At 27.4% G+C, this 20493-nt stretch carries 21 protein-coding genes; all 21 read right to left on the reverse strand.

From position 1 onward, the window contains the following. Positions 1-5 precede the first annotated feature (5 nt). Positions 6-1145, reverse strand: coding sequence for a flagellar hook-associated protein FlgL (gene flgL, locus APAC_RS10280; RefSeq protein WP_130234014.1), 1140 nt, complete (start codon positions 1143-1145; stop codon positions 6-8). Beyond that, the gene (gene fliI, locus APAC_RS10285) at positions 1142-2446 is read right to left on the reverse strand and encodes a flagellar protein export ATPase FliI (RefSeq protein WP_170170156.1); all 1305 of its coding nucleotides are present in this window, start codon (positions 2444-2446) and stop codon (positions 1142-1144) included. The genes flgL and fliI overlap by 4 nt, the downstream gene beginning before the upstream one ends. Then, positions 2446-4440 (reverse strand): tetratricopeptide repeat protein, encoded by a 1995-nt coding sequence (locus tag APAC_RS10290; protein ID WP_130234016.1) that lies wholly within the window; start codon positions 4438-4440, stop codon positions 2446-2448. The genes fliI and APAC_RS10290 overlap by 1 nt, the downstream gene beginning before the upstream one ends. Before the next feature lie 3 nt (positions 4441-4443). After that, the gene (flhB, locus tag APAC_RS10295) at positions 4444-5493 is read right to left on the reverse strand and encodes a flagellar biosynthesis protein FlhB (RefSeq protein ID WP_130234017.1); all 1050 of its coding nucleotides are present in this window, start codon (positions 5491-5493) and stop codon (positions 4444-4446) included. Between the two features lie 13 nt (positions 5494-5506). Further along, positions 5507-6256, reverse strand: a complete 750-nt coding sequence (locus tag APAC_RS10300; protein ID WP_130234018.1) for a flagellar biosynthetic protein FliR — start codon at positions 6254-6256, stop codon at positions 5507-5509. Next, positions 6256-8865: a flagellar hook-length control protein FliK gene (fliK, locus tag APAC_RS10305; protein ID WP_130234019.1), complete on the reverse strand. Its 2610-nt coding sequence runs from the start codon at positions 8863-8865 to the stop codon at positions 6256-6258. Before fliK ends, APAC_RS10300 begins: the two co-directional genes overlap by 1 nt. 6 nt (positions 8866-8871) lie before the next feature. Next, a complete protein-coding gene (gene flgC / locus APAC_RS10310; RefSeq protein ID WP_130234020.1) occupies positions 8872-9333 on the reverse strand; it encodes a flagellar basal body rod protein FlgC in 462 nt (153 codons plus the stop codon). Between the two features lie 12 nt (positions 9334-9345). Beyond that, complete coding sequence (gene fliE, locus APAC_RS10315; RefSeq protein ID WP_474537503.1) at positions 9346-9636, reverse strand: flagellar hook-basal body complex protein FliE; 291 nt, start codon at positions 9634-9636, stop codon at positions 9346-9348. A gap of 26 nt (positions 9637-9662) precedes the next feature. Continuing rightward, a complete protein-coding gene (locus APAC_RS10320) occupies positions 9663-9995 on the reverse strand; it encodes a hypothetical protein (RefSeq protein WP_130234022.1) in 333 nt (110 codons plus the stop codon). A gap of 65 nt (positions 9996-10060) precedes the next feature. Continuing rightward, positions 10061-10882 (reverse strand): P-loop NTPase, encoded by an 822-nt coding sequence (locus tag APAC_RS10325; RefSeq protein WP_130234023.1) that lies wholly within the window; start codon positions 10880-10882, stop codon positions 10061-10063. A gap of 2 nt (positions 10883-10884) precedes the next feature. Continuing rightward, a complete protein-coding gene (gene flhF / locus APAC_RS10330; RefSeq protein ID WP_130234024.1) occupies positions 10885-12042 on the reverse strand; it encodes a flagellar biosynthesis GTPase FlhF in 1158 nt (385 codons plus the stop codon). After that, positions 12039-12410 (reverse strand): hypothetical protein, encoded by a 372-nt coding sequence (locus APAC_RS10335; protein ID WP_170170157.1) that lies wholly within the window; start codon positions 12408-12410, stop codon positions 12039-12041. The genes flhF and APAC_RS10335 overlap by 4 nt, the downstream gene beginning before the upstream one ends. A 7-nt stretch (positions 12411-12417) precedes the next feature. Next, entirely contained in the window at positions 12418-12795 is a 378-nt protein-coding gene (locus APAC_RS10340; RefSeq protein WP_130234026.1) for a hypothetical protein, read from the reverse strand. A gap of 8 nt (positions 12796-12803) precedes the next feature. Beyond that, positions 12804-13103, reverse strand: coding sequence for a rod-binding protein (locus APAC_RS10345; protein ID WP_130234027.1), 300 nt, complete (start codon positions 13101-13103; stop codon positions 12804-12806). After that, entirely contained in the window at positions 13103-13870 is a 768-nt protein-coding gene (locus tag APAC_RS10350) for an OmpA/MotB family protein (RefSeq protein WP_130234028.1), read from the reverse strand. Before APAC_RS10350 ends, APAC_RS10345 begins: the two co-directional genes overlap by 1 nt. Positions 13871-13875: 5 nt before the next feature. After that, positions 13876-14631 carry a motility protein A gene (locus APAC_RS10355; RefSeq protein WP_130234029.1) on the reverse strand — a complete coding sequence of 252 codons (756 nt, stop codon included), beginning with the start codon at positions 14629-14631 and terminating at the stop codon, positions 13876-13878. Positions 14632-14634: 3 nt separating this feature from the next. Further along, positions 14635-15507 (reverse strand): FliM/FliN family flagellar motor switch protein, encoded by an 873-nt coding sequence (locus APAC_RS10360; protein WP_130234030.1) that lies wholly within the window; start codon positions 15505-15507, stop codon positions 14635-14637. A 10-nt stretch (positions 15508-15517) separates the two neighbouring features. Continuing rightward, complete coding sequence (locus APAC_RS10365; RefSeq protein WP_130234031.1) at positions 15518-15838, reverse strand: flagellin; 321 nt, start codon at positions 15836-15838, stop codon at positions 15518-15520. Positions 15839-15915: 77 nt separating this feature from the next. Beyond that, positions 15916-17904 carry a tetratricopeptide repeat protein gene (locus APAC_RS10370; RefSeq protein ID WP_130234032.1) on the reverse strand — a complete coding sequence of 663 codons (1989 nt, stop codon included), beginning with the start codon at positions 17902-17904 and terminating at the stop codon, positions 15916-15918. Between the two features lie 7 nt (positions 17905-17911). Continuing rightward, positions 17912-18241 (reverse strand): hypothetical protein, encoded by a 330-nt coding sequence (locus tag APAC_RS10375; protein WP_130234033.1) that lies wholly within the window; start codon positions 18239-18241, stop codon positions 17912-17914. A gap of 48 nt (positions 18242-18289) precedes the next feature. Beyond that, on the reverse strand, positions 18290-20413 hold the full coding sequence (locus APAC_RS10380; RefSeq protein WP_130234034.1) for a flagellar hook-basal body complex protein: 2124 nt from the start codon (positions 20411-20413) through the stop codon (positions 18290-18292). Between the last annotated feature and the right edge of the window lie 80 nt (positions 20414-20493).

Below are 20493 nucleotides of genomic sequence, written 5' to 3' on the forward strand. Positions count from 1 at the left end.
TTTTATTATCTAATAAAATTAACTAACGATAGTTGGCTTGTTCTATTAATAGTTGAATAAAGCGCTGTATAAGTTAATTCTAAAGCTTTAGCTTCAATAGCAACTTTTGATAAATCTGCAGCTCCTATTTCAGTTGATAACACATTAAATTGAGTTAATTTTGAACTAACTCTTTCTAAAGATACTTCAAAAACTCTATTTCTTCCACCTAAATCTGCATGGGCAACATTAACACCATCATAAGCATCTCCAATATCATCAACACCTTTTGAAATTCCTGCTTTTGCATCTTCTTCACTAATTGGATTTCCATTAGAATCAACTTTATTTAATGAGTTAACAACCGTATCAATAACATCAAAAATACTTGTCTTAGCAATAAGTTTTGTACCATCATCAACTGGGGCTATTGCTGTAAATGTCTCAGGTGAATTTCCATCCCCAACAACACCTGTAATTTGATTTACTGTTAAATTGCCATCAAAATCATATTGTTCTAAAGTATCATTTGATCCATTTAATTTCCATTGCATTCCTTGCTCATCAAATATCTTACTATCAGCAGTGAATGTTAATTCTTCACCTTTATATGCTGTAGAAGTTGGGTAATACATCACATCATACCCATTAACACCTCTTTGCCTATAAGAGCCATCTTCTACTGCTACTTTTCTTAATTGATTATCTCCATCATAATTTACCTTACCTGAACTATCTTCACTAAAAGGTCTAATTGATGAATCAGATCCAGCAAATAGATATTCACCTTCAATTTGAGTATTTGCTAAATCTAACAAGTTTTGCTTCATTCCTTCAACATTTACTGCAATTGCTTTTAAGCCTTCATCTGTAGTTGTTGAAGTATTTGCTTTTATCATTTCTGATTTAACAAACTCTAAAATACTCTTTATCTCTCCAATTGTTGAATCTGCAACATTATTTTGTGCATTCGTCTTTTGGATTTGAGTTTCTAAGCCTTCATACATTCTTATTTTATCATCAACATAAAGTTGTCTTGCATATAGTTCAGAATCATCACTTCCATTTTGAAGTTTTTTTCCTGTACTCATTTGATAACTGATTTTTTCCTGAGCAGCATCTAGCATACTCAATCTATATAGTGTTTGTTCTGTTTGAGTAATCATTGTAATACCTTTTTAAACATAGATACGATTTGATTATAATCGTATTGTTCACTTGTACCTTGAGTTAAGAACTCTCTTATTTTTTCTTTTCTTGCCATTGCATTATCTAATTCAGGGTCCATACCTGATTTATATGCACCAACCCTAACTAACACTTCATTCTCTTTTATTAAAGATAATACTCTTTTTAACTTTAAAAAGCCATTATAATGCTCTTTATCAACTACCTTATCCATTACCCTAGATGCAGACTTTAATAGATTAATTGGAGGATAAAAACCTTGTTCTGTTAACTCCCTTGTTAAAACAATATGTCCATCTAAAATAGATCTACTTTGATCTGCAATCGGGTCATTCATATCATCACCATCTACTAAAACTGTAAAAAATGCAGTAATAGAACCCCTTGCATTATTACCTGCTCTTTCCATCAATTGAGGTAATAGTGCAAAAACAGAAGGTGGATAACCTCTTGAAACAGGGGGCTCTCCTGTACTTAAACCTATCTCTCTTTGAGCCATGGCAAATCTTGTTACAGAATCCATCATTAATAAAACATCATGTCCTTTGTCTCTAAAAAATTCTGCAATTGCCATAGCTGTAAAGGCACCATATTTTCTCATCAATGCTGATTCATCACTAGTTGCAGCGATTATAACTGTATTTTCTAAATCATTATTTAAGTTATAATGAATGAACTCAGGAATTTCTCTACCCCTTTCACCAATTAATGCTACAACTTTAATTTGAGCTTCACAGCCTTTTACAATCATTCCCATAAGTGTTGATTTACCAACTCCAGAACCTGCGAATATACCTACTTTTTGCCCTTTTCCTGAAGTTAACATTGAATCTATTGCTTTAACTCCTGTTGAAAACCTTTGGTCTATTATTCCTCTTTCTAAAGCAGGCATTGATACTTTGTTAATTGCTGAGTTATCTTCAATATCGCTAATTTTGCCTTTTCCATCAATTGGTTCACCTAAGGCATTTACAACCCTTCCCAATAAGCCATAACCACAACTAACACTTAGACCATCTTTTTGTAAATACACTTTATCATGAATTCTAAAACCATCAATAAAAGAGAAAGGAACTATTGTAAAATCATCATCATTAATCGAAGCTACCATACCTAAAACTGTATATAAATGCTGTTCTGATTCTATTCTAACAATATCACCTACTGCAACTTCTAAACCCGTTGCGTTAATAGTAGTAGTTGATATTTTTTTTATACGACCAAATGCTATAGATAGGTTAGAAGAGTCAATTTTATTTAAAATATCATCAATATTCATTATAAGCCATCACACATTTTTTTATAAAAACTATCTTTTGTATTTTCAACTTCTTTACATTTATTCAAATATTCATCTTTTTTAGTATTATTACCAAGTAGTTCATAAGATTTAAAGATCTCATAATATATTTTTGCCTGATCATTTGGTTTTATTAATCTTGCATTCTCTAAAGAATTTAATAAATATTCTAAAGCTTTTTGATTATTATTTTTTTCTTTCTCATATTTTGACAATTCTAACTCTACAAAAGGAGAATAAACGTAAACCTCAAACTCTTTTTGCTTATTATTAAGTTTAATTAAAGTCTCTTTTGCATTATTCATTTCATTATTTTTTAGTTGATATAAGTACAAATCATAATAAAAGTCGATAATCAAAGGATTATTACTATTTGAAGTAACAAATTGAGGATTAAACTTTGCATAGTACAAAAATTTATCTAACATAATTCCATCATTTTTCTTTTTTGCTATTTGATATTTGTACATAAACTCTTTTTCTAAAACTTTTTGATTATCAACCATCTCTACCTTTGAAGATAAATCAATAGCCTCATCAATTAAATTTAAACCTAATGCCATTTTTTCTAGGTATAAATATATATTTGCATCACGACTTGAATTGAAGGTATCTTTTAGTAAAAGAAAAGCTCTCTCATATGGCACTTCTATTAAACATTCAAAAAATTTTGTTTTTAATGTTTCATCTTGAGCAATTTTTTCTAAAGTCTCTTTTCTTGTTGTTTTTAATACATTATTTAATTCATAACATTTATCTTGAGCTAAATAATCTTCAATCATTTCAATATTCACCTCATCAAATATAGCATTTATTGATTCATAACCAAACCTTTGTGCTATGCTATTTGAGATTTTTTTATATACTTTTTTACTTTTAATTACTAAATCAAATTTTTTATCACTTTTATAATTCATTAATTCTTGTAATAAAGCCTTTTGCTCCATAGATTCGGAGTTTTGATATTTACTTGCTACAACAACTGGCTTTAAAAAACCTTGTCTCATTAATATCTCATCTAAATACATTTTGGCATTTCTTGAATAAATTCCATTTGGATAATCATTTATAATATCTTTATATAACTCTTTTGCTTTTTCTAAATAATAGTTTGTTTTATCATACATAAGCATATAAGTATTAGCTAATTTATATTTAAAATCTTCAATTGACTCATCTTTAGTAGTTCTTGATAATAACTCTTTTAAAATTTCTGTTGCATGCTCTGGCATTCCTGCTTTAATTAATTTATTAACCTTTAAATTTGCTAAATAAGAATCATTTGCATAAAATTCTATATTATTTTTTAAAACTTGAGAAATTAACTCATTAGCTTCATCATACTTATTATCTAAAATATAAACATCAAATAGCTCGTCAGCTACAATTGTTGCTACTTCTTTATTTTTTGTTTTTGTTAATATTTCATAAAGTGTTTTAGTGGCTGCAAAATAATTTCTTTGATATTTATATACTTTTGCAAGAGATATTTTTCCGTAAGTTTTAGTTAATTCATCATCAAAATTATTAATAATTATATTAGAAAAATATTTTGCATCATTAATCTTATTGGTTTGTAGTTTTAACTCAACCAATAAAGAGTAAGCTTTAGCTAAATCATACTCATTTATTAATGATGAATTAATTGAATCTTCTAAGTCTTTTGCTGCATTTAAAATTATTCTTTTAGTCTCTTTTTTTAATGCTAATTCTGAATATAAAATTACAGTATCTGATTTCAAAACTTTTATATTATTTGTGTTTTTAAAGCTACTAATTTGGGCATATGCTTCATCTATTTTACCCTCTTTTGCTAAATTTCTAGCATTATCAATAATATCAAAACCATCAATTATAGCCTGCTTTCTTTGTTCACTTATTTGATTACCTGAAGAGTTAATAAAACCATAATAAAAATCTTTTTTTGCAAATAAAAAATTAATACTTAAAACTAAAATTAAAAAAAACTTCAAAATTTACCTTCTATTTTTTAACTCATATACATATGAGAAAATTTCTGCTAAAGCTTTATAAAACTCACTTGGAACTTCTTGCTCGGCTTCAATTTGGTCATAAAGAGCTCTTGCAAGAGAAGGATTTTCAATAATAGGTATATCATTCTCTTTTGCAATATCTTTTATTTTAATAGCTAAGAAATCTATTCCTTTTGCAACAACTTTAGGTGCAGAGTCTTTTGTGTTATCATATTTCATAGCCACAGCATAGTGTGTAGGGTTTGTGATTACAACATCAGCATCAGGTACATTACTCATCATCCTTTGCATAGCCATTTTCATTTGAATTCTTCTAATTCTACCCTTAACTTGAGGATCTCCCTCCATATTTTTAAATTCATCTTTTATCTCTTGTTTACTCATTCTAAGAGATTTTGTATAATAATATCGTGTAAAATAAAAATCTATTATAGCAAAAATAATTATAATAAAAAGTATTGCTGCTAAAAAATATATAGTTAATTCAATCATCGTAGAAATTGTTGCCATAGTTTCTTGATTCATCATTGCCAAAAAAAGTTTATTCGTAAATAAAAATAGTAGTGTCATTACTGTAATGATAATTGTCAACTTCAATGTTAATTTTAAAGCTTCTAATGCCTTTTTTAATCCAAAAATATTTTTTAAACCTTTTATTGGATCAAGTTTTTGTAAATCAAATTTCAATGGAGCAGCAACAAAACCAAACTGTGCCCAATTCATTATTAAAGTAAGTAGTAAAACCAAAATAAACAGTGGGGCTAAAGCTTTTAACAAAGTAACAACAACATATACGGTAATAGACGTATATACAGTACTTGTCATCTCTTCACCAATAAAGCCATAAGAAAAAAGCATTAATTTTTTTATTTCTAATAAAGAAAAAGATGAAAAGAAAAGTAGATATACTGACCCGAAAAGTAATATTGCTGCACCAGTAACTTCCATTGATTTTGGAACATTACCTTGATTTTTTGCATCTTGGAGTTTTTTCTCTGTGGGTTCTTCTGTTTTTTCTTCTTCATCAGCCATAATTAACCCTTAATTATTCAAATTTACTTATAAAATAGTTAGTAAATGTTTCAGTAAATACTTCCATTCCTAAAATTAAAAAAAGAAATATTAATCCAAATTTTAACTGAAAAGTAATTATAAATGGAGAAAAAGCTGGCATTGATTTTGTACCATAGCCATAATAAACATCCATAATAAATCCTATAAAAAAAAGTGGTAATGCAAATGCAAATGCAAATGCAAACATTCTTTTAATCTCATCAATTGCAATTTGAATTCCATCATATGAAAATATGTCAAATGTTCCTAAATGAATAATAGAAAAACTTTTCAGCAAAATAACTATTGTCATTTCATACATACCTGTTTGAAAAAAAACCATCAATGCAATCCAAAAAAGAAGCTTAGAAATTAAACCCTCTTGAGATCCTGTAGTTGGATCAAACATCATTGCCATTGATAAGGCAGTTGAATATCCAACAAAGTCACCTATAATTTTTACTGCTGAAAAAATTATATTTATAAACATAGAAGCAACTAAACCTAAAGTAATTTCACTGATAATACTTATTAAAAAATTACTTTCATTTATATCTGAATTTATATTTACCAAAGGAAAGATAAACACAGTGATAAAAAAGGCTAAAGCAACTCTAATAGTTGGTGAAATTGCAGTGTGGCCAAACACTGGCATAAAAGCTACAAAAGCTAGAATTCTAGCAAGTAAAAGTAGAAAGTGAAATACAATTTCACTATTAAATAAAGAAAAAAATGCTTCCATTACATATAATCTGTATTTTTTTCTTCTTGTATTTCATTTTCCTCTATAGATTTTAATATCTCTTGATTATTAAGATTTTGTCCTGAGCTATTATTCTGATTATTTTGATTAGAAGACTGATTATCGCTAGAAGAACTAAAATTTAAATTAAATTTAGTATTTTCATCAAATAGTTTATTTAATGAATTTCTTAAACTATTTTGATTCTCAATCATAGCATCTAATGTAGTTCCACTTGATACACTCATACTAATTGTTAAGCCATTATCTCTATCATTTCTCATTACAATTGCTATAGCTCCAAGTGTTGCAGGATTTAAATTAATTCTAAATGCTGTTACAGGAGGCTTATAATTTTCATACATTTGTCTTGCAACATCAGACATCATTTGCCCCATTTGTTGTCTTGCTCCGACTATTTTTGTTTGGAGTGATTGAACAAGTGTATTGTTTACATTTAATGCCATATCATCAACAATATTTATAGTATCTTCTAGTAATGCTTTACTTGCTTCAATAGAAGAAGTAATCATACTTCTTAAATCCATATTTAATATATTTTTATTAAAAGCAAGTTTATCTAAAAGATTATGTCTATCTAGTTTATCAATATCTAATTTTTTCACAGTTTTTACAGCTTTTTGTATGTCAATATCTTCTAATCCAAGGTCTAACATATTTGCACTTGTTTTAACTTCTTCAATAGAATTTGCATTTGAAGCTAAGGAAACAGCTTCATTTTTATTAAATAAAGATTGATTTGAAATTATATTTTTTTGACTTCCTAAATACATACTAGTTAAAAAATCATTATCTTGAGTCTGTTTTTGACTACTTGTAATTTCATTTCCAAAAACTAATTGCCTATTTTTTTGTATTAATTGGTCCATTAAAGTTGAATTATTCTTTTGTGCAGTATCATCTACTTTTTTAGTTTTTAACAATTCTTCTTTTGAAATATTTACTGTATTTTCAGTTGATGAGGAATCTATACTATTTAACGAATCAAAAGCTTTAGCAACTTCCTCATTTGTATTTGAAGATTTAACTTCTACTTTATCAGTAGGTGAAATAACATGTGTTTTAAGAGTTTCATTATTACTATTTTCTTTTGATTCATTTCTTTCATTATCTGCAATTACTTTTGAAGATGATTCAGTCAATATTTGTGTCTTATTATTGTTATCTTCCACAACTTTTAACTGTACATTATCTATTTTTTTCTCTTCACTTATTGTATCTGATGAATCAGCAATATTTTTTGCTTCTTCATTATTTAAAGTTAGATTTATGTTTACATTCTTTGTCTCAATATTTGAGTCTGTACCCTCTTTTATTATCTTAGTATCTTCTATTGTATTTACTGAATCAGCAACTTTTTTTGCTTCTTCATTATTTAAAGTTAAATTTATATCTACTTTCTTTGTCTCAACTTTTGAGTCTGTACCCTCTTTTATTATCTTATTATCTTCTTGAACTTCTATAATATTATTAATATCTTTAGTATTGTTATTTGAATCAATATCTTTCTTTGCTTCTACCATTAACTTATCTAACAAAGATGATTTTGTTTCAACTTTTGGATTTTCTAGTTCATTGTTAATATCTGTGTTTAAGTTTTGAGTCTTATTATTTACCTCTTCATTATTTAGCTTAACTCCAATATTCTGATTAGTTGATAAATCTTTAACAGCCTGTGATTTTGTCTGAGTTTTATTAAGCTCATCTTCCACTATTTTTACTTCTTTAGATTCTATTTGACTAGGTTCTTTTTGATCAACTTTAATATTTATACTTTGAATATTATTTTGAGAAGTTATATCTTTACTTATTTCTTGTGTAAATTTATCTGATAATGATTGTTTTACTTCAACTTTAGCTTGACTAGCCTCATCTAAATCAATACTTTTATTTACATTTGGTGTTTTAACAAGCTTTTGATTATTATTTACTTCTATCTGTGCATTTCCGCTATTTACTATATTTTGTGATGTGAGTGTTCCTGCTTGTGTATTTTTATTATTATCTACTACTTTTACTTGTGTATTTTCTGTTTTTATTTCTTCTTTTGTTTCACTGATTGATGTATTTGAAACTATTTTTGTTTCTAAATTATTTAATGATGAACTTATATCAAGTTTTTTTACTTCTGTATTAGAATTTAAACTCTCTTTTTTATTTTTATGCTCTTCTTTAATATTAACTGTATCATTTATATTTACAGTATTATTCTTTGAGCTTATGTCTTTTTTAGCTTCAGATACTAATTTGTCTAATAATGAAGATTTAATTTCAACTTTTGTTTCACTAGTCTCTTGTGTTGAAACATTTACATTTAAATTTTGTGTTTTTACCGTCTCATCAATACTATTTACTTTTAACTCATTATTACCATTATTTGATATATTCTGAGATATATTTGTTGGTGATTGATTTTTTTCATTGATTGTAGTTTTTGAAGTTTCATCAATATTACTAAAATTATTTTTTAGTAAAGAATCAAATAATGATGACTCAGTTTTTTCACCTTTAGTTTCTAAAGGTGATGTTTTAGTACTAGTGCTAGTTGTTGCTGTCTCTAAAATTAAAGAGTTAATTTGCTTTGCCATAATTTTCTACGCATTTAAAATATCTAATGTTTTAGAATCAATATTTTTATGAGTATTAAATGCAGCAACATTTGCTTCATATGACCTCATAGCCTCAATTAAATCTACCATTTCAACTACAGGATTTATATCAGGATATGCAACATATCCATCTTCATTTGCATCAGGATGAGTTGGTTCATACCTCATAACTGGTTTTGCATCAGATTCAATAATAGATTTAACACCAACACCTCTTAATGCTAAATCAGAGTTTTTGTCATTTGTTCTTTCAACATCATTTGAATTTGTTTTTTTACCCTCTGCTAATAAAATATCTTCAAATACAACTTGTTGTTTTTTGTAAGGTCCACCTTCTTCTGTATGAGTAGTTTTTGCATTTGCTATATTTGCACTTACGACATTAATTCTAGTTCTTTGAGCACTCATTCCTGAGCTTGATACATTATAACCATCAAAAAAACCCATAATAACTCCTTACTATATTTGCATTTTCATAATTTCTTTGTATGCATTAATTGCTTTATTTTTTGTTTCTAAAGCTAATTTCAAAGAAAGTTCTGCTTCTTCTATTTGTTTAACTGCTTCTTGTAGATTAGTAACTTTTCCTGTTGCTATACCTTCCATAGCTTTATAACCTTGTACTTGTTGGTTATTTACTTCATTAACAGCGTCTTTTAACATCTTATCGAATGATTTATCATCATTTATTTTTAAACTATTAGAAGATTTAGATTCTTCTAATTTAATTGCATTTAAAGTTTCTGATATTGTAGATAATTTCAAAGTTTACTCCTTTAAATAGCTTTTTTTAATTTTTCGCCACTATCAATTGCTTCATTAACATTTAATTCATTAAGTAAAGTGTTTATATGCTCTTCATTATATTTAAAATCAAACTCTTCTTTTTTATTTTCTAAACTAAAAAATGAGATTACAAGTGAAAACATCAAATTACTTAATCCTTTTAAAAGAATTGTAACACCAATTGTTCCCAATAATATTTCTGTTGTAGTAAATATATCAGAATTTAAAGTAAAGAAAATTAAAGTAGCAAAAAAACCAGTAGCTATATATACTCTAAATATGCCACTATTCAGTACTGATTGTGAAAATCTCTCAACTACCATGATTTTCTAAATCCTAAACAATTATAAGTAACTAATACTTGTAATTTGTACACTTAAACTAAACCTTAATGAATATTTTTTAGTATTAAATCTATTATCATCTGCAATTGTTTTGTTGATTCGTCTCCTAAAAACTCTTTAGAGAATAACTTTCTCAATCTACCTGTAGTAGTTATATTTGCAGATGTAGACACATTTCCTATATATTCTACCATAAAATCTTCGTTTAGTCTATTCTTTTTAGCCAAATTAACTAAAGAATTTGCTATAGTTTCACCTATTTGATAACTTTTTGTATGATTAAAACATAGCATTAATTTATTTTTTTCTAAAGACAACATTTTCATCAAAGAATAAACGTCTGTTAAAGCACTAGGATCAGTTGTAGTAAGAGCTAAAATATTATCAGAAATTGATAAGAACTCTTTAACATAATCATTTAATCCAGCCCCTGTATCAATTAATAATATGTCAAACCTATTTAAAGCTACAACATCTTTTACAACTCTAGAAAAAATAAAACTATTTGTATTACTAGTATATTGATAACCACTTTTACCTGCTATTAAAGAGACATTAGGGTAAGGTGTTTTTAAGATTACCTCATCTAAAGTTTTAACTCCGTCTATATAATCAAAAAAACTACTTTGTGGTTTAATATTAAATAGAACCTGCATATTTGCTAATCCTATGTCTGCATCTAGCACTGCTACATTAAAACCTCTTTTTGCTAGTAAAAAAGCTATATTTGCTGTGAAAGTAGTCTTTCCTACACCACCTTTTCCTGAAGTTATTGTTATAAGTTTTGTTTTAGAATATGAATTGTTACGTACTTTATTTGTTAATTTTATAAGCTTGCTAGCTTGTGATGATATTGTGTCAAACAATATTATCTCCTAACACATGAATTATTCATAAAACAATCAATTAAAAATGTTGAATCAGAAACTATTAAATCATCTGGTACATTTTGTCCAATAGAAAAGTATGTAATAGATTTTTTAGTTTTATGAGCAAAAGATATAAGATTACCAAAACTTTTTGTTTCGTCAAGTTTAGTGAATGTTAGAAAATCAACTCCTAACCTAGAATAATTTTTATAAATATCAAGTAGATCACTTTGTTTTACATTAGCAGGCATTACTAAAATTTTTTCAATAGGTAATTCTTCAACTTTTTTTTGATAATCATTAATCAATTCAATCTTATCAACATCATATTGAGATGAACCTGCTGTGTCTATAAAAATATAATGACAATCCTTTAATCTTAAAAGTGCTTCACTTAATTCTTCAGGTTTTTTAACAATCTCTAAAGGCAGCCTCATAATATTAGTGTATGCCTGTAGTTGTTCAATAGCACCAACTCTAAATGAGTCCAGTGTAACTATACCGACTTTATAATTTTGACCTAACTTATATGCATATCTTGCAGCTAATTTAGAGATTGTAGTTGTTTTTCCTACACCTGTTGGACCTATCATCATAATTATTTTTCTTTGATGCTTTCTTAGTGGTAATTCGTGCTTAATTGGAATTACCCTTCTTAATATTAATTTAAAAAAATCATTAACTTTCTTAGGATTAGATTTTAAAGAAACAGGTAGTTGTCTGATAGTTTTTTTCATAATGGTATAAGTCATCTCAGGATCAAACTCATTTTGTTCAAAAAGATTATAAATAGAAATAAATTCAGGAGGAATATTTAAATCGTATAATTGACTCTTAGGATTCCACAATGATTTTTGTACTTGTTCTAGTGCAGCTTGCATCTTTAGAATTTCTTCTCTAAAGTCATATACATTAGTTTGAATAGGTTTTGGATTTGATATAAGAGTATCTTTTTGTGCAATATTAATTGATTTAGTATGATTAAAGTTCTTGCCTTCCTCTTCAATAGCAACAACAACCTCATACATATCTTTACCACTTTCTTTTGCATTAGAAATTTTTTTAGTTGATACAACTATTGCTTCTTCTCCACATTTTTCTTGAGCTAAACGCAATGCAATTGTAGGTGTTTCTCCTAAAAAAGAGAGCATATTCATTTTAATCTTCCATCTTTATATATTTTTTCAAAACTTCCATCATCTTTTTTTATTCTTATGAAATCTTCATTTTCATAAATTATCTTTCCTTGTTTTTCAATTTCAATACCTCCAAAATTGAAAACTACAGAATTATCTTCATATACTTTTACATCTTTTTCACAAACTATAGTGTTTTTATTAATATAATGAGTTGTAATATATTCATTACTTTTTACATCTGTAATTTTTAAGGGAATACATGCTTTATTTAGTTGAGAAACATTCTTTATTTTAAACATAGAAGGATCTATCTTTTGTTCAAAATTTATAGCCTGTTTTGACACAAGAACAGTAATAGCCATAATATTAGTACAAAAAAATATCAAAAAAAAGCTAAGCCTTAACATCAAAAGCATTACCTCCATTTGCAATACTAATCTCTTCTACTAAATCTTTATACATTTGCTGAACAGGTAACACAATAGAAGCAAGTTTTTTATTTAGTTTATATAGTTCTTTAAGCTCTACCTCTAATTCATCTACTTTTGATCTAAAAATATTAACATCAACCCCTTGTTCCATTTGACTTACTAATTCTTTATTCAAATCAATTTTTAAATTTGAAATTTCATCAATCAATCTATGTTTTTCATCATTTCTTTTTAATAAATCTTCATGTTTAGCTAATTTTATATCTTCTATATCTTCTAATATAGAAGTTTTTAGTTCTCTGATAAGTTCATTCATTTTATTTACTATATTTACTACCATGAAAAGCCTTATTTATTATTCTCTTTACTCAAAAACTCATACAACATATTACTAATACCCAAAGTTCCAGATGAATTATCTGCAATAGATTGAATATACATTCCTTTTACAATATCAGATCCTGGAGATTCTCCTGCCACTTTTGTATTTTTCAAAGATATATCCATAATTTGATTTAAAAAGTAAGACTCAAAACTATCACAAACTTCCCTTAATTTTTCATCTTCTAAATTTTTTGTTTCAATATTATCAAACTTATTAGTTTTGAATATCTCAGTATTAATTAAATTGTTACTATTTATTTCCATTATTCCAACCTATCAAAGAAATTTTCTTCACTTAATATATCTGATTGATTATCTTGAGAAAAGAATCTAAGTTCAACTCTCCTATTATCACTAGATGTGTTACTCTTAGGATGATAAGAACCATAAGCAGAAACTTTTAAAACAGCTGGATCAATTCTATTTTTAATTAATTCTTTAACAACTGATATTGATCTTAATGCAGAAATATCCCACTCATCTCTAGGAATTGTAGCACTATTTAATCTATTAGTATCTGTATGTCCAATTATTTCTATATTAAATGTTTGAGGCATTGTTCTAATTACCCTTGCAATTTTTCCTATAAATCTTTTTGCTTCAGGACTAGTTAAATTATATTCACCATCATTAAACATAATAGTTGATGGAATATCTAATACAAACTCATTTTTACCTTTTTCAATTGATACTTCTTGACTTTCAATAGTTTGAGTAGAATTAATCTCATCTACAATCTCCTGCATTTGAGCACTACTTTGTTCCATTTCTGATTGACTGTCTGATTCTTCAGATTCAGAAGAACTATCTTGAGTAGAATGTTTTTCACTTTGTGTTTCTACATCCGTTGAAGCATCAATAAATCCCATTGCCTTTTTCATTACTTCAAAATACTCTTCAACTTTTTTCTTGTCCATTACTGCCATAGATAATAAAAGAATAAAGAATGTTAAAAGTAAAGACATCAAGTCCCCAAATTGTACAAGCCAACCTGGTAAACATTTAGGACATTCAGGACACTTCTTTGCCATAAATACTACTCTTCAGTCTCAACTAAAATTGCATTTAGTTGCATTTTAATATTTCCTATTGATTCTTCAGCTGCAATCATTGTTGCACCTTGAATAATAACTTCACAAGCAGTCTCTTCAACTGCATGTTTTTGAGATAATTTGCTTTCTATAATCCCTGCTAAAAGTGTACCCACAAGTGCACCATACATTGTTGTTAATAAGGCAACTGCCATTGCAGGACCAACAGCAGCAGGATCTGAAAGGTTTGCAAGCATTGCAACTAGACCTACTAAAGTACCAATCATTCCCATTGCACCTGCTGTTCCACCCATATTACCAAATATACCAATCATTGTATTATGTCTTTTATTCATGTGTTCTAGTTTAATTTCTAATAATGGCTGTAAAGCTTCAGGCTTTGTACCATCAACTAGTAACTGGAATGCTTCTTTAAAAAATGGATTAGTCTCTTGCAAAACTTTTTGTTCAATTTGCATTACACCATGTTTTTTAATCTCTGTCGCGTAGAATATAATTTTTTCAACAAGTTCAGGTAGAGGTTCAACTTTTACTTCATTAAAAGCAACCTTTATAGCAGGTGTGATTCTTTTTAAATCAGAGCCTTCAAATTGTCCAGCTGTTACTGCAATTGTTCCACCAAATACAATTACAACAGATGGGATATCAATATATGGTCCAAAACCTACACCACCTAGAATAATAGCTAAGGCAACTAAACCCCAACCACCGACTAATCCACCTAAAGTACTCTTATCCATAAATTATATTCCTATTTGACTCAATTTTAAATCACTATTACCAATTTTTTTTACTTTTAATCCAAATTTACCTTCAACAATTACAGCTTCACCCTCACCAATTTTAATTCCATTAACTAAAATTTCCAAAGGCTCATTAACCATTTGTTCTAATTCTATAATTTCTCCAATATCCCAACTCAAAATATCTTTTAATAAAACAACTTTTGTACCTAATCTAACACTCAATTTTAATTTTACATTATAAAGTAGCTCTAAATTTTTCGGTGCTTGTATTGATGAAGTTGAATTACTATTTGAAGATGGTACAATACTAGCATTACTAGAAGATTGATTCGATGCAACATTTTCATGTGATTCATCTCCTGTAATAGAAGAAAAAAATGGTAAAATAATTTGATCAAAAGAAACAATTACAGGAAGCTTATCCTCATCTAAACTTATTATAAACTCGAAACTATTATCTTTTTGTATAGTATTACTGTCAATAATACTTGAACTTTTTATTTCTGTTTTAATTGAACTTACATCATCAAAACCTTGAGCGTTAACACTTGTACAAAAACTTCCACAAACATTAGAAATGATTTCATTAACAGCATCAGTAATTTCATCATCTATGTGTTCTTTTAAGTCTCCCATCCCTCCAAGCATTAAATACTCAAATTTTGTTGCACTAATGGTTGGTATATAAAAATGCCAAGTTGAAGATATATCCTTAAAATCAAATTTTGCGACACAATCAACTAGCTGAGTCGAGCCTAAAGATTCAATATTTAATTCTGTAACACTATCAACGGATGTGCTTTTTGATAAAAGTTGTTCTAAAGTATTTGATAACTCATTTTTAAAAATATCTGATAAATCTGAAGCCAATTAATTTGCCTTAATCTTTTTTATTTTGAAGAGATTCAAGCTCTTTTAATAAAAAAGCTTTTATCTTCATCATATCCTCTGTAGGATATTTATTCTCTACTTCACCTCTTGTAACTTTTACAAAAAAATCTTTTGAATTTTTGTTATATCCGAACTTTATATTATCGAGTATAACTTCATTTTGAGGGGTATTATTCTCAGGAGACATAGCTTTTTTATATTCATCATCTTGAATAACTTTTACTTTCTCATCTACATTACTAACTTTTTGAATTTTTTCAATATTATTTTGTTTTGCGTTATCTATTTCTGCAATTCTTCCAATTTCCATAATATCCTCCTAAAAAGTAACTATTAATTTTACATTATATCAAAAAAAAATTAAATTATTTCAGATATAAGGATAAATTATAGAGATTCTAAATACTCATCGAAGCCTAAAAGTCGAAAATCTATTAAAGAATCAGAATAAGGTTCTTTTAAATATTGTTTTGCACTTATTAATTTAAGTTCTTGTATTAATTGAACAGCAGTTAAAAAATCTGCACCTGGATCCTTTAATACAGCCTTTATTAAAGAAATTTGAATAGATGCATCATTATATCTACCTGCTTTTAATAAAGCTGCAACCATTAAATACATATTATATTTATCTTCAAGTTTATACTCTTTTTGTAAATACTCAATTGTCTTAATTGTCTCATCTGGCTTATTTAAATGTAAATTTCTCAAAGCTTGAGTTCTTAGATAAGATGGAGATTTCTTACCAATTATTTTCATATCTGCTTTTAAAAATAAACCTATAGATTTAAGTAAATCGATATAATATTGAGTTATTAATAAAGGGCCTTCTAAAAAATTATTATTAATACTTAAAGGAACAGTATCTTGAAGTCTAGAATAGTAATTAAAGTCATTTTCTCCTGGTCTTCTTTGTACAAGCCTTATTAAATATGTTAAAGGGTCTTTAATATGTTCATCTAATAAAGGATGATTAATATCAACCTTACCCTCATTCATTTGCTCCATAAAATCTAAAGCTTTAAAAAATACTGTTAACTCATAATCTTTTGCTTGAACACTATTTTTAGATGCTTGGTTTATAAATAGTCTGTATAGTTCTTTTCCAAAGTATTCATATAGACCATTTTTTGAATTAATATTTGATTCAATATAATCTTTATCTGGTATAAATTTATTTATTCTTTTTGCAGTAATAAGTACCATTGATGCGAAAAGTTTATTTCCTGGATTTAGTTTATATGCCTTTTGAAAGTATGTAAATGCTGTATTAAAATCAAAGATGTGTGTACATGCTAATGCATAATTATAATAAACATAAGATTTTGAGTTCTCACCTAAATATTTTCTTAATTCAGTTACTCTTAATATTGGATCATCTTTTACAACACTTAAAAACTTTCCATTATATTCAACCATTTGTTCTAAGTTTTCAATTCCGAGTTCCTCTTTGTGCATCAACCCTTTAACCGTATCATAAATAACTTCTTGTGTATCTGAAAAAATGAAAGGTGCGAAGTAATAGATAAAATCAATTTTTCTGTTCTCTGTGAAATTAAGTATTAAATCTAAATACTGCTTAGAAGTATATTTATTTTCATTAAAAAACATCTCTAAAGGTAATTCTAAATTTGTTTTGAAAAGAATCCTTCTTTTGTTTATTTCGTCTAAATTCTCTTTTAAAAGTTTAATTTTATTTGATTTAAGGTTTATAAATGTTTCAAACCATAAAATATCATTAATTGTATTTGGATTAGAAGTTTCATCTTTTGCTTTTTGTAAAAATCGCCTTGCTTTTTCATAATCTTGTAGCTTTATATGTATCAACGCTTTTTTCAAAGTCATTGCGAAATCCATACTTTCTAAAACCATAAGTGCACTTTTATAATCTTTTAAAATTATATAAGTATCTGCAAGCATTCTTTTTGAATGTTCTGATAGTTCTCTATATTTTTTTGAGATTTTTACAATTTTATCAAGATACTTATTATCTTTTGTAATTTGATATAAATAAAAACTTGCAGACATATAAGAAAAACTATTAGTTTTTATAAAATTTTCATTTTCGTAAATTTTTGTTAAATATAATATAGCATTATCAATAGAGTTTAACTTATAATAAGCAATACCAATATTTAAATTTGAAGGTACATACATTATTCCTTCAGTTTTTTTAAATAATTCAATTGCTTCTTTATATTCACCTTTACTAAGTAACAATACTGCTTTATTAAAATCAACTTGTAGTGCTAAATTTTTTTGAGACTTTTTTAATTTATCAAATTTAAATAGTATTTCAGGTTGAGACTCTATTAAATCATTAGCATATAAAATATTACAGCAAAATATTAATAATAATTTATATAATAACTTCATTAATAACCTATACTATGGCATTTACTTGAGCATATAACTCTTCATTACGTTTTTCTAATATATCAATTCTTTGTTTTAAATTCATATTTTCAACTCTTAATTCTTGTAAATCATCTCTTGCTACTTGTAATGTTTCTTGGTTAGTTTTTAAAGTATTTACTCCAACTTTAACTTGCTTTTCATATCTATCGATTAAAGTGTGTAGTCTTTGAATCTCAGATTCAACAATATTCTTCTCTTCATTTACTTTTTTATATAAAGATTTATAAACATTAGCACTAGAAAAGAAATAGAGCAATAATATTCCTAAAACTGTAATTAATATGATATTTTCCAAGTTTATCCTAATAAAAATAAAGTAAGTAAAAACTTACTTTATTTAAAATTATCTTTTTAGATTGATTAATGTATTCAACAACTCATCAGAAGTTGTAATTGATTTAGCATTAGCTTCAAATGCTCTTTGAAATACCATTAAGTTAACCAAACTCTCACTTAAGTCTGCTGTACTTAATTCTAAAGTTTGAGCTTCTACTTTTGCTGTTTTATCATTATTTAAATTATGAATAGGCTCACCTGATTCAGTTGTTTTTGATAATAAGTTATCTCCAACTGGCTCTAAGCCTCTATAGTTATTAAATAAAGCAATTGCTACTTGTCCAATTGCAAACTCTGCACCATCTTGAGTCATAGTTATAAGACCTGTACTATCTACTGCAAATTCACCAAATGCTGAATCTGAAATACCTAATGTATCAAGTCTTAATTGTAAACTTCCTTTAGTTGATGTTTGATCAACTTTATTTACAATTTCTAAAAACTCTGCTCCTGCACCTTGTCTTCCACTATAGTTATTATCTTTATCAATAGGAGTATAGTTTCCTCCTAATGGATTTGAAGCATCAGTATCAGTTGTAACATCAGAATATTTTAAAGTTCCTGTAAATTCAACATCATAATTATTATCTAATGTTTCAATAACAAGATTTCCATTTATATTTTTTGCAACAATATAATCACTTAAGTTATTAGTTACAACAGCATCTCTATTACCATTACTTGCTAAAAAAGTTGGTTTTGTTGTATCATTTATTGCAGCTACAATATCATCAATACTTGTAGCATCATCAATTAAAATATTTAAAGCTGCAGGTGGGTTACCACCATCATTTGGAACAGGGATTGTTGCACCTAACTCTTTATTATAAATAGTAATTCCATAAGTAAAATCTTTTGTAATTGAACCATCTTCAGCAAGTCCAAGACCTGATGTAGTGTAAACATCTTGCTGTTTACCAGTAACTAATCTAGCTAATGCATCTCTAGATGATTCAAGTGCACCAATACCCTCACCTGCTGAAGCAAGTGTTTGTGTTTGGAAGCTTCCTTGATTAGTTATACTACCAGAGATTTCTGCTACTTCTGAAATCACAAACTCTTTTCCTGGAATTAGCGATTCTATTTGTATAATACCTTTTGCCATATCAGCTTGAGCAGTTGATAATTCATAACTATCACTTAATTCTAGTGTATCACCTATTCCACCACTCTCATTAACCATATAAGCTTTTAATCCAGGTATTTCAGATATCTTATCTGCTAATGCTTTATATGTAGCAATTCTACTTGCTTGGATATTCTGGTCAGCTGCATCTACAAGACCATCATTATTTAAATCAGATGTAGTTAATCCTGTTTCAGTCGTAGTAACTGATACAAATGTTTGTAATATTTTATTACCATCTATATATGCATATATTTGATCTCCATCTTTAGATATAACTGCATCTGTCTCAGATTTAAAGTTTATTTGTGAAACTTGTGCAACTGAAGATGCAGAAGCTCCATCTGGCTCATTTTTCAACTGTTGTAGCCAATTTGAGTAATCAGCAATTGCTGCTTCAACATCAGAAATTTTTGCAGCTTGAGTCTTCATTCCAGCTCCACTAAATACAGTAGCTGAATCTGATTTTGCTGTTGCTGTATAATCTGTAGCTTTTGCTGTAATTGTTTCAATGTAAGTTCCATGTCTAATTACTTTTGAATTTAAAAGTTTTGTGTAATCATTTGTAAAAACACTTGTATTTGGGTTTGTTGTAACTACATCATTAGCTGTATCAATTGGACTCATCATCCAACCTTGTACTTCATTACCAGCTGCATCTTGTAGTGTCCCATTATCCCCCATTCTAAAGTTACCAGCTCTAGTATAAAGGATTTCAGAAGTTCCAGTTGTCCTTGTATTAACTACAGAAAAGAATCCCTCTCCACTTAAAGCCATATCATATGATACACCTGTAAGTTTTAAGTTACCTTGAACATATAATTTTTCTGCATCTAAAATTTTTGAACCTTTACCGATTCTATCTTGATACATTTGATCTGCAAACGAAATTCTTGAAGATTTAAATCCTATTGTATTTACGTTTGCAATATTATTTGATTCATTATCTAAAGCTTGTTGTTGTGACGATAATCCTGAGATACCTGTCCATAGTGCTCCAATCATGATAAATCCTTTATTCTTTGTTTATGAACTTCTGTCCATACATTAAAATTAAAAAAATTCTAATGTATGGACAGAAATAT

The sequence above is a fragment of the Malaciobacter pacificus genome (assembly GCF_004214795.1).
Classification (GTDB): Bacteria; Campylobacterota; Campylobacteria; order Campylobacterales; family Arcobacteraceae; genus Malaciobacter_A; species Malaciobacter_A pacificus.

Bases quoted from the DNA above. Each gene is read 5' to 3' on its own strand.
- APAC_RS10345 (WP_130234027.1), bottom strand. From the start codon at position 13,103: ATGGAAATAAATAGTAACAATTTAATTAATACTGAGATATTCAAAACT.
- APAC_RS10355 (WP_130234029.1), bottom strand. From the start codon at position 14,631: ATGGATAAGAGTACTTTAGGTGGATTAGTCGGTGGTTGGGGTTTAGTT.
- flhF (WP_130234024.1), bottom strand. From the start codon at position 12,042: ATGAATATGCTCTCTTTTTTAGGAGAAACACCTACAATTGCATTGCGT.
- APAC_RS10350 (WP_130234028.1), bottom strand. From the start codon at position 13,870: ATGGCAAAGAAGTGTCCTGAATGTCCTAAATGTTTACCAGGTTGGCTT.
- APAC_RS10340 (WP_130234026.1), bottom strand. From the start codon at position 12,795: ATGGTAGTAAATATAGTAAATAAAATGAATGAACTTATCAGAGAACTA.
- flgL (WP_130234014.1), bottom strand. From the start codon at position 1,145: ATGATTACTCAAACAGAACAAACACTATATAGATTGAGTATGCTAGAT.
- APAC_RS10380 (WP_130234034.1), bottom strand. From the start codon at position 20,413: ATGATTGGAGCACTATGGACAGGTATCTCAGGATTATCGTCACAACAA.
- APAC_RS10365 (WP_130234031.1), bottom strand. From the start codon at position 15,838: ATGGAAATTGGAAGAATTGCAGAAATAGATAACGCAAAACAAAATAAT.
- APAC_RS10370 (WP_130234032.1), bottom strand. From the start codon at position 17,904: ATGAAGTTATTATATAAATTATTATTAATATTTTGCTGTAATATTTTA.
- flgC (WP_130234020.1), bottom strand. From the start codon at position 9,333: ATGGGTTTTTTTGATGGTTATAATGTATCAAGCTCAGGAATGAGTGCT.
- APAC_RS10320 (WP_130234022.1), bottom strand. From the start codon at position 9,995: ATGGTAGTTGAGAGATTTTCACAATCAGTACTGAATAGTGGCATATTT.
- flhB (WP_130234017.1), bottom strand. From the start codon at position 5,493: ATGGCTGATGAAGAAGAAAAAACAGAAGAACCCACAGAGAAAAAACTC.
- APAC_RS10300 (WP_130234018.1), bottom strand. From the start codon at position 6,256: ATGGAAGCATTTTTTTCTTTATTTAATAGTGAAATTGTATTTCACTTT.
- fliK (WP_130234019.1), bottom strand. From the start codon at position 8,865: ATGGCAAAGCAAATTAACTCTTTAATTTTAGAGACAGCAACAACTAGC.
- fliI (WP_170170156.1), bottom strand. From the start codon at position 2,446: ATGAATATTGATGATATTTTAAATAAAATTGACTCTTCTAACCTATCT.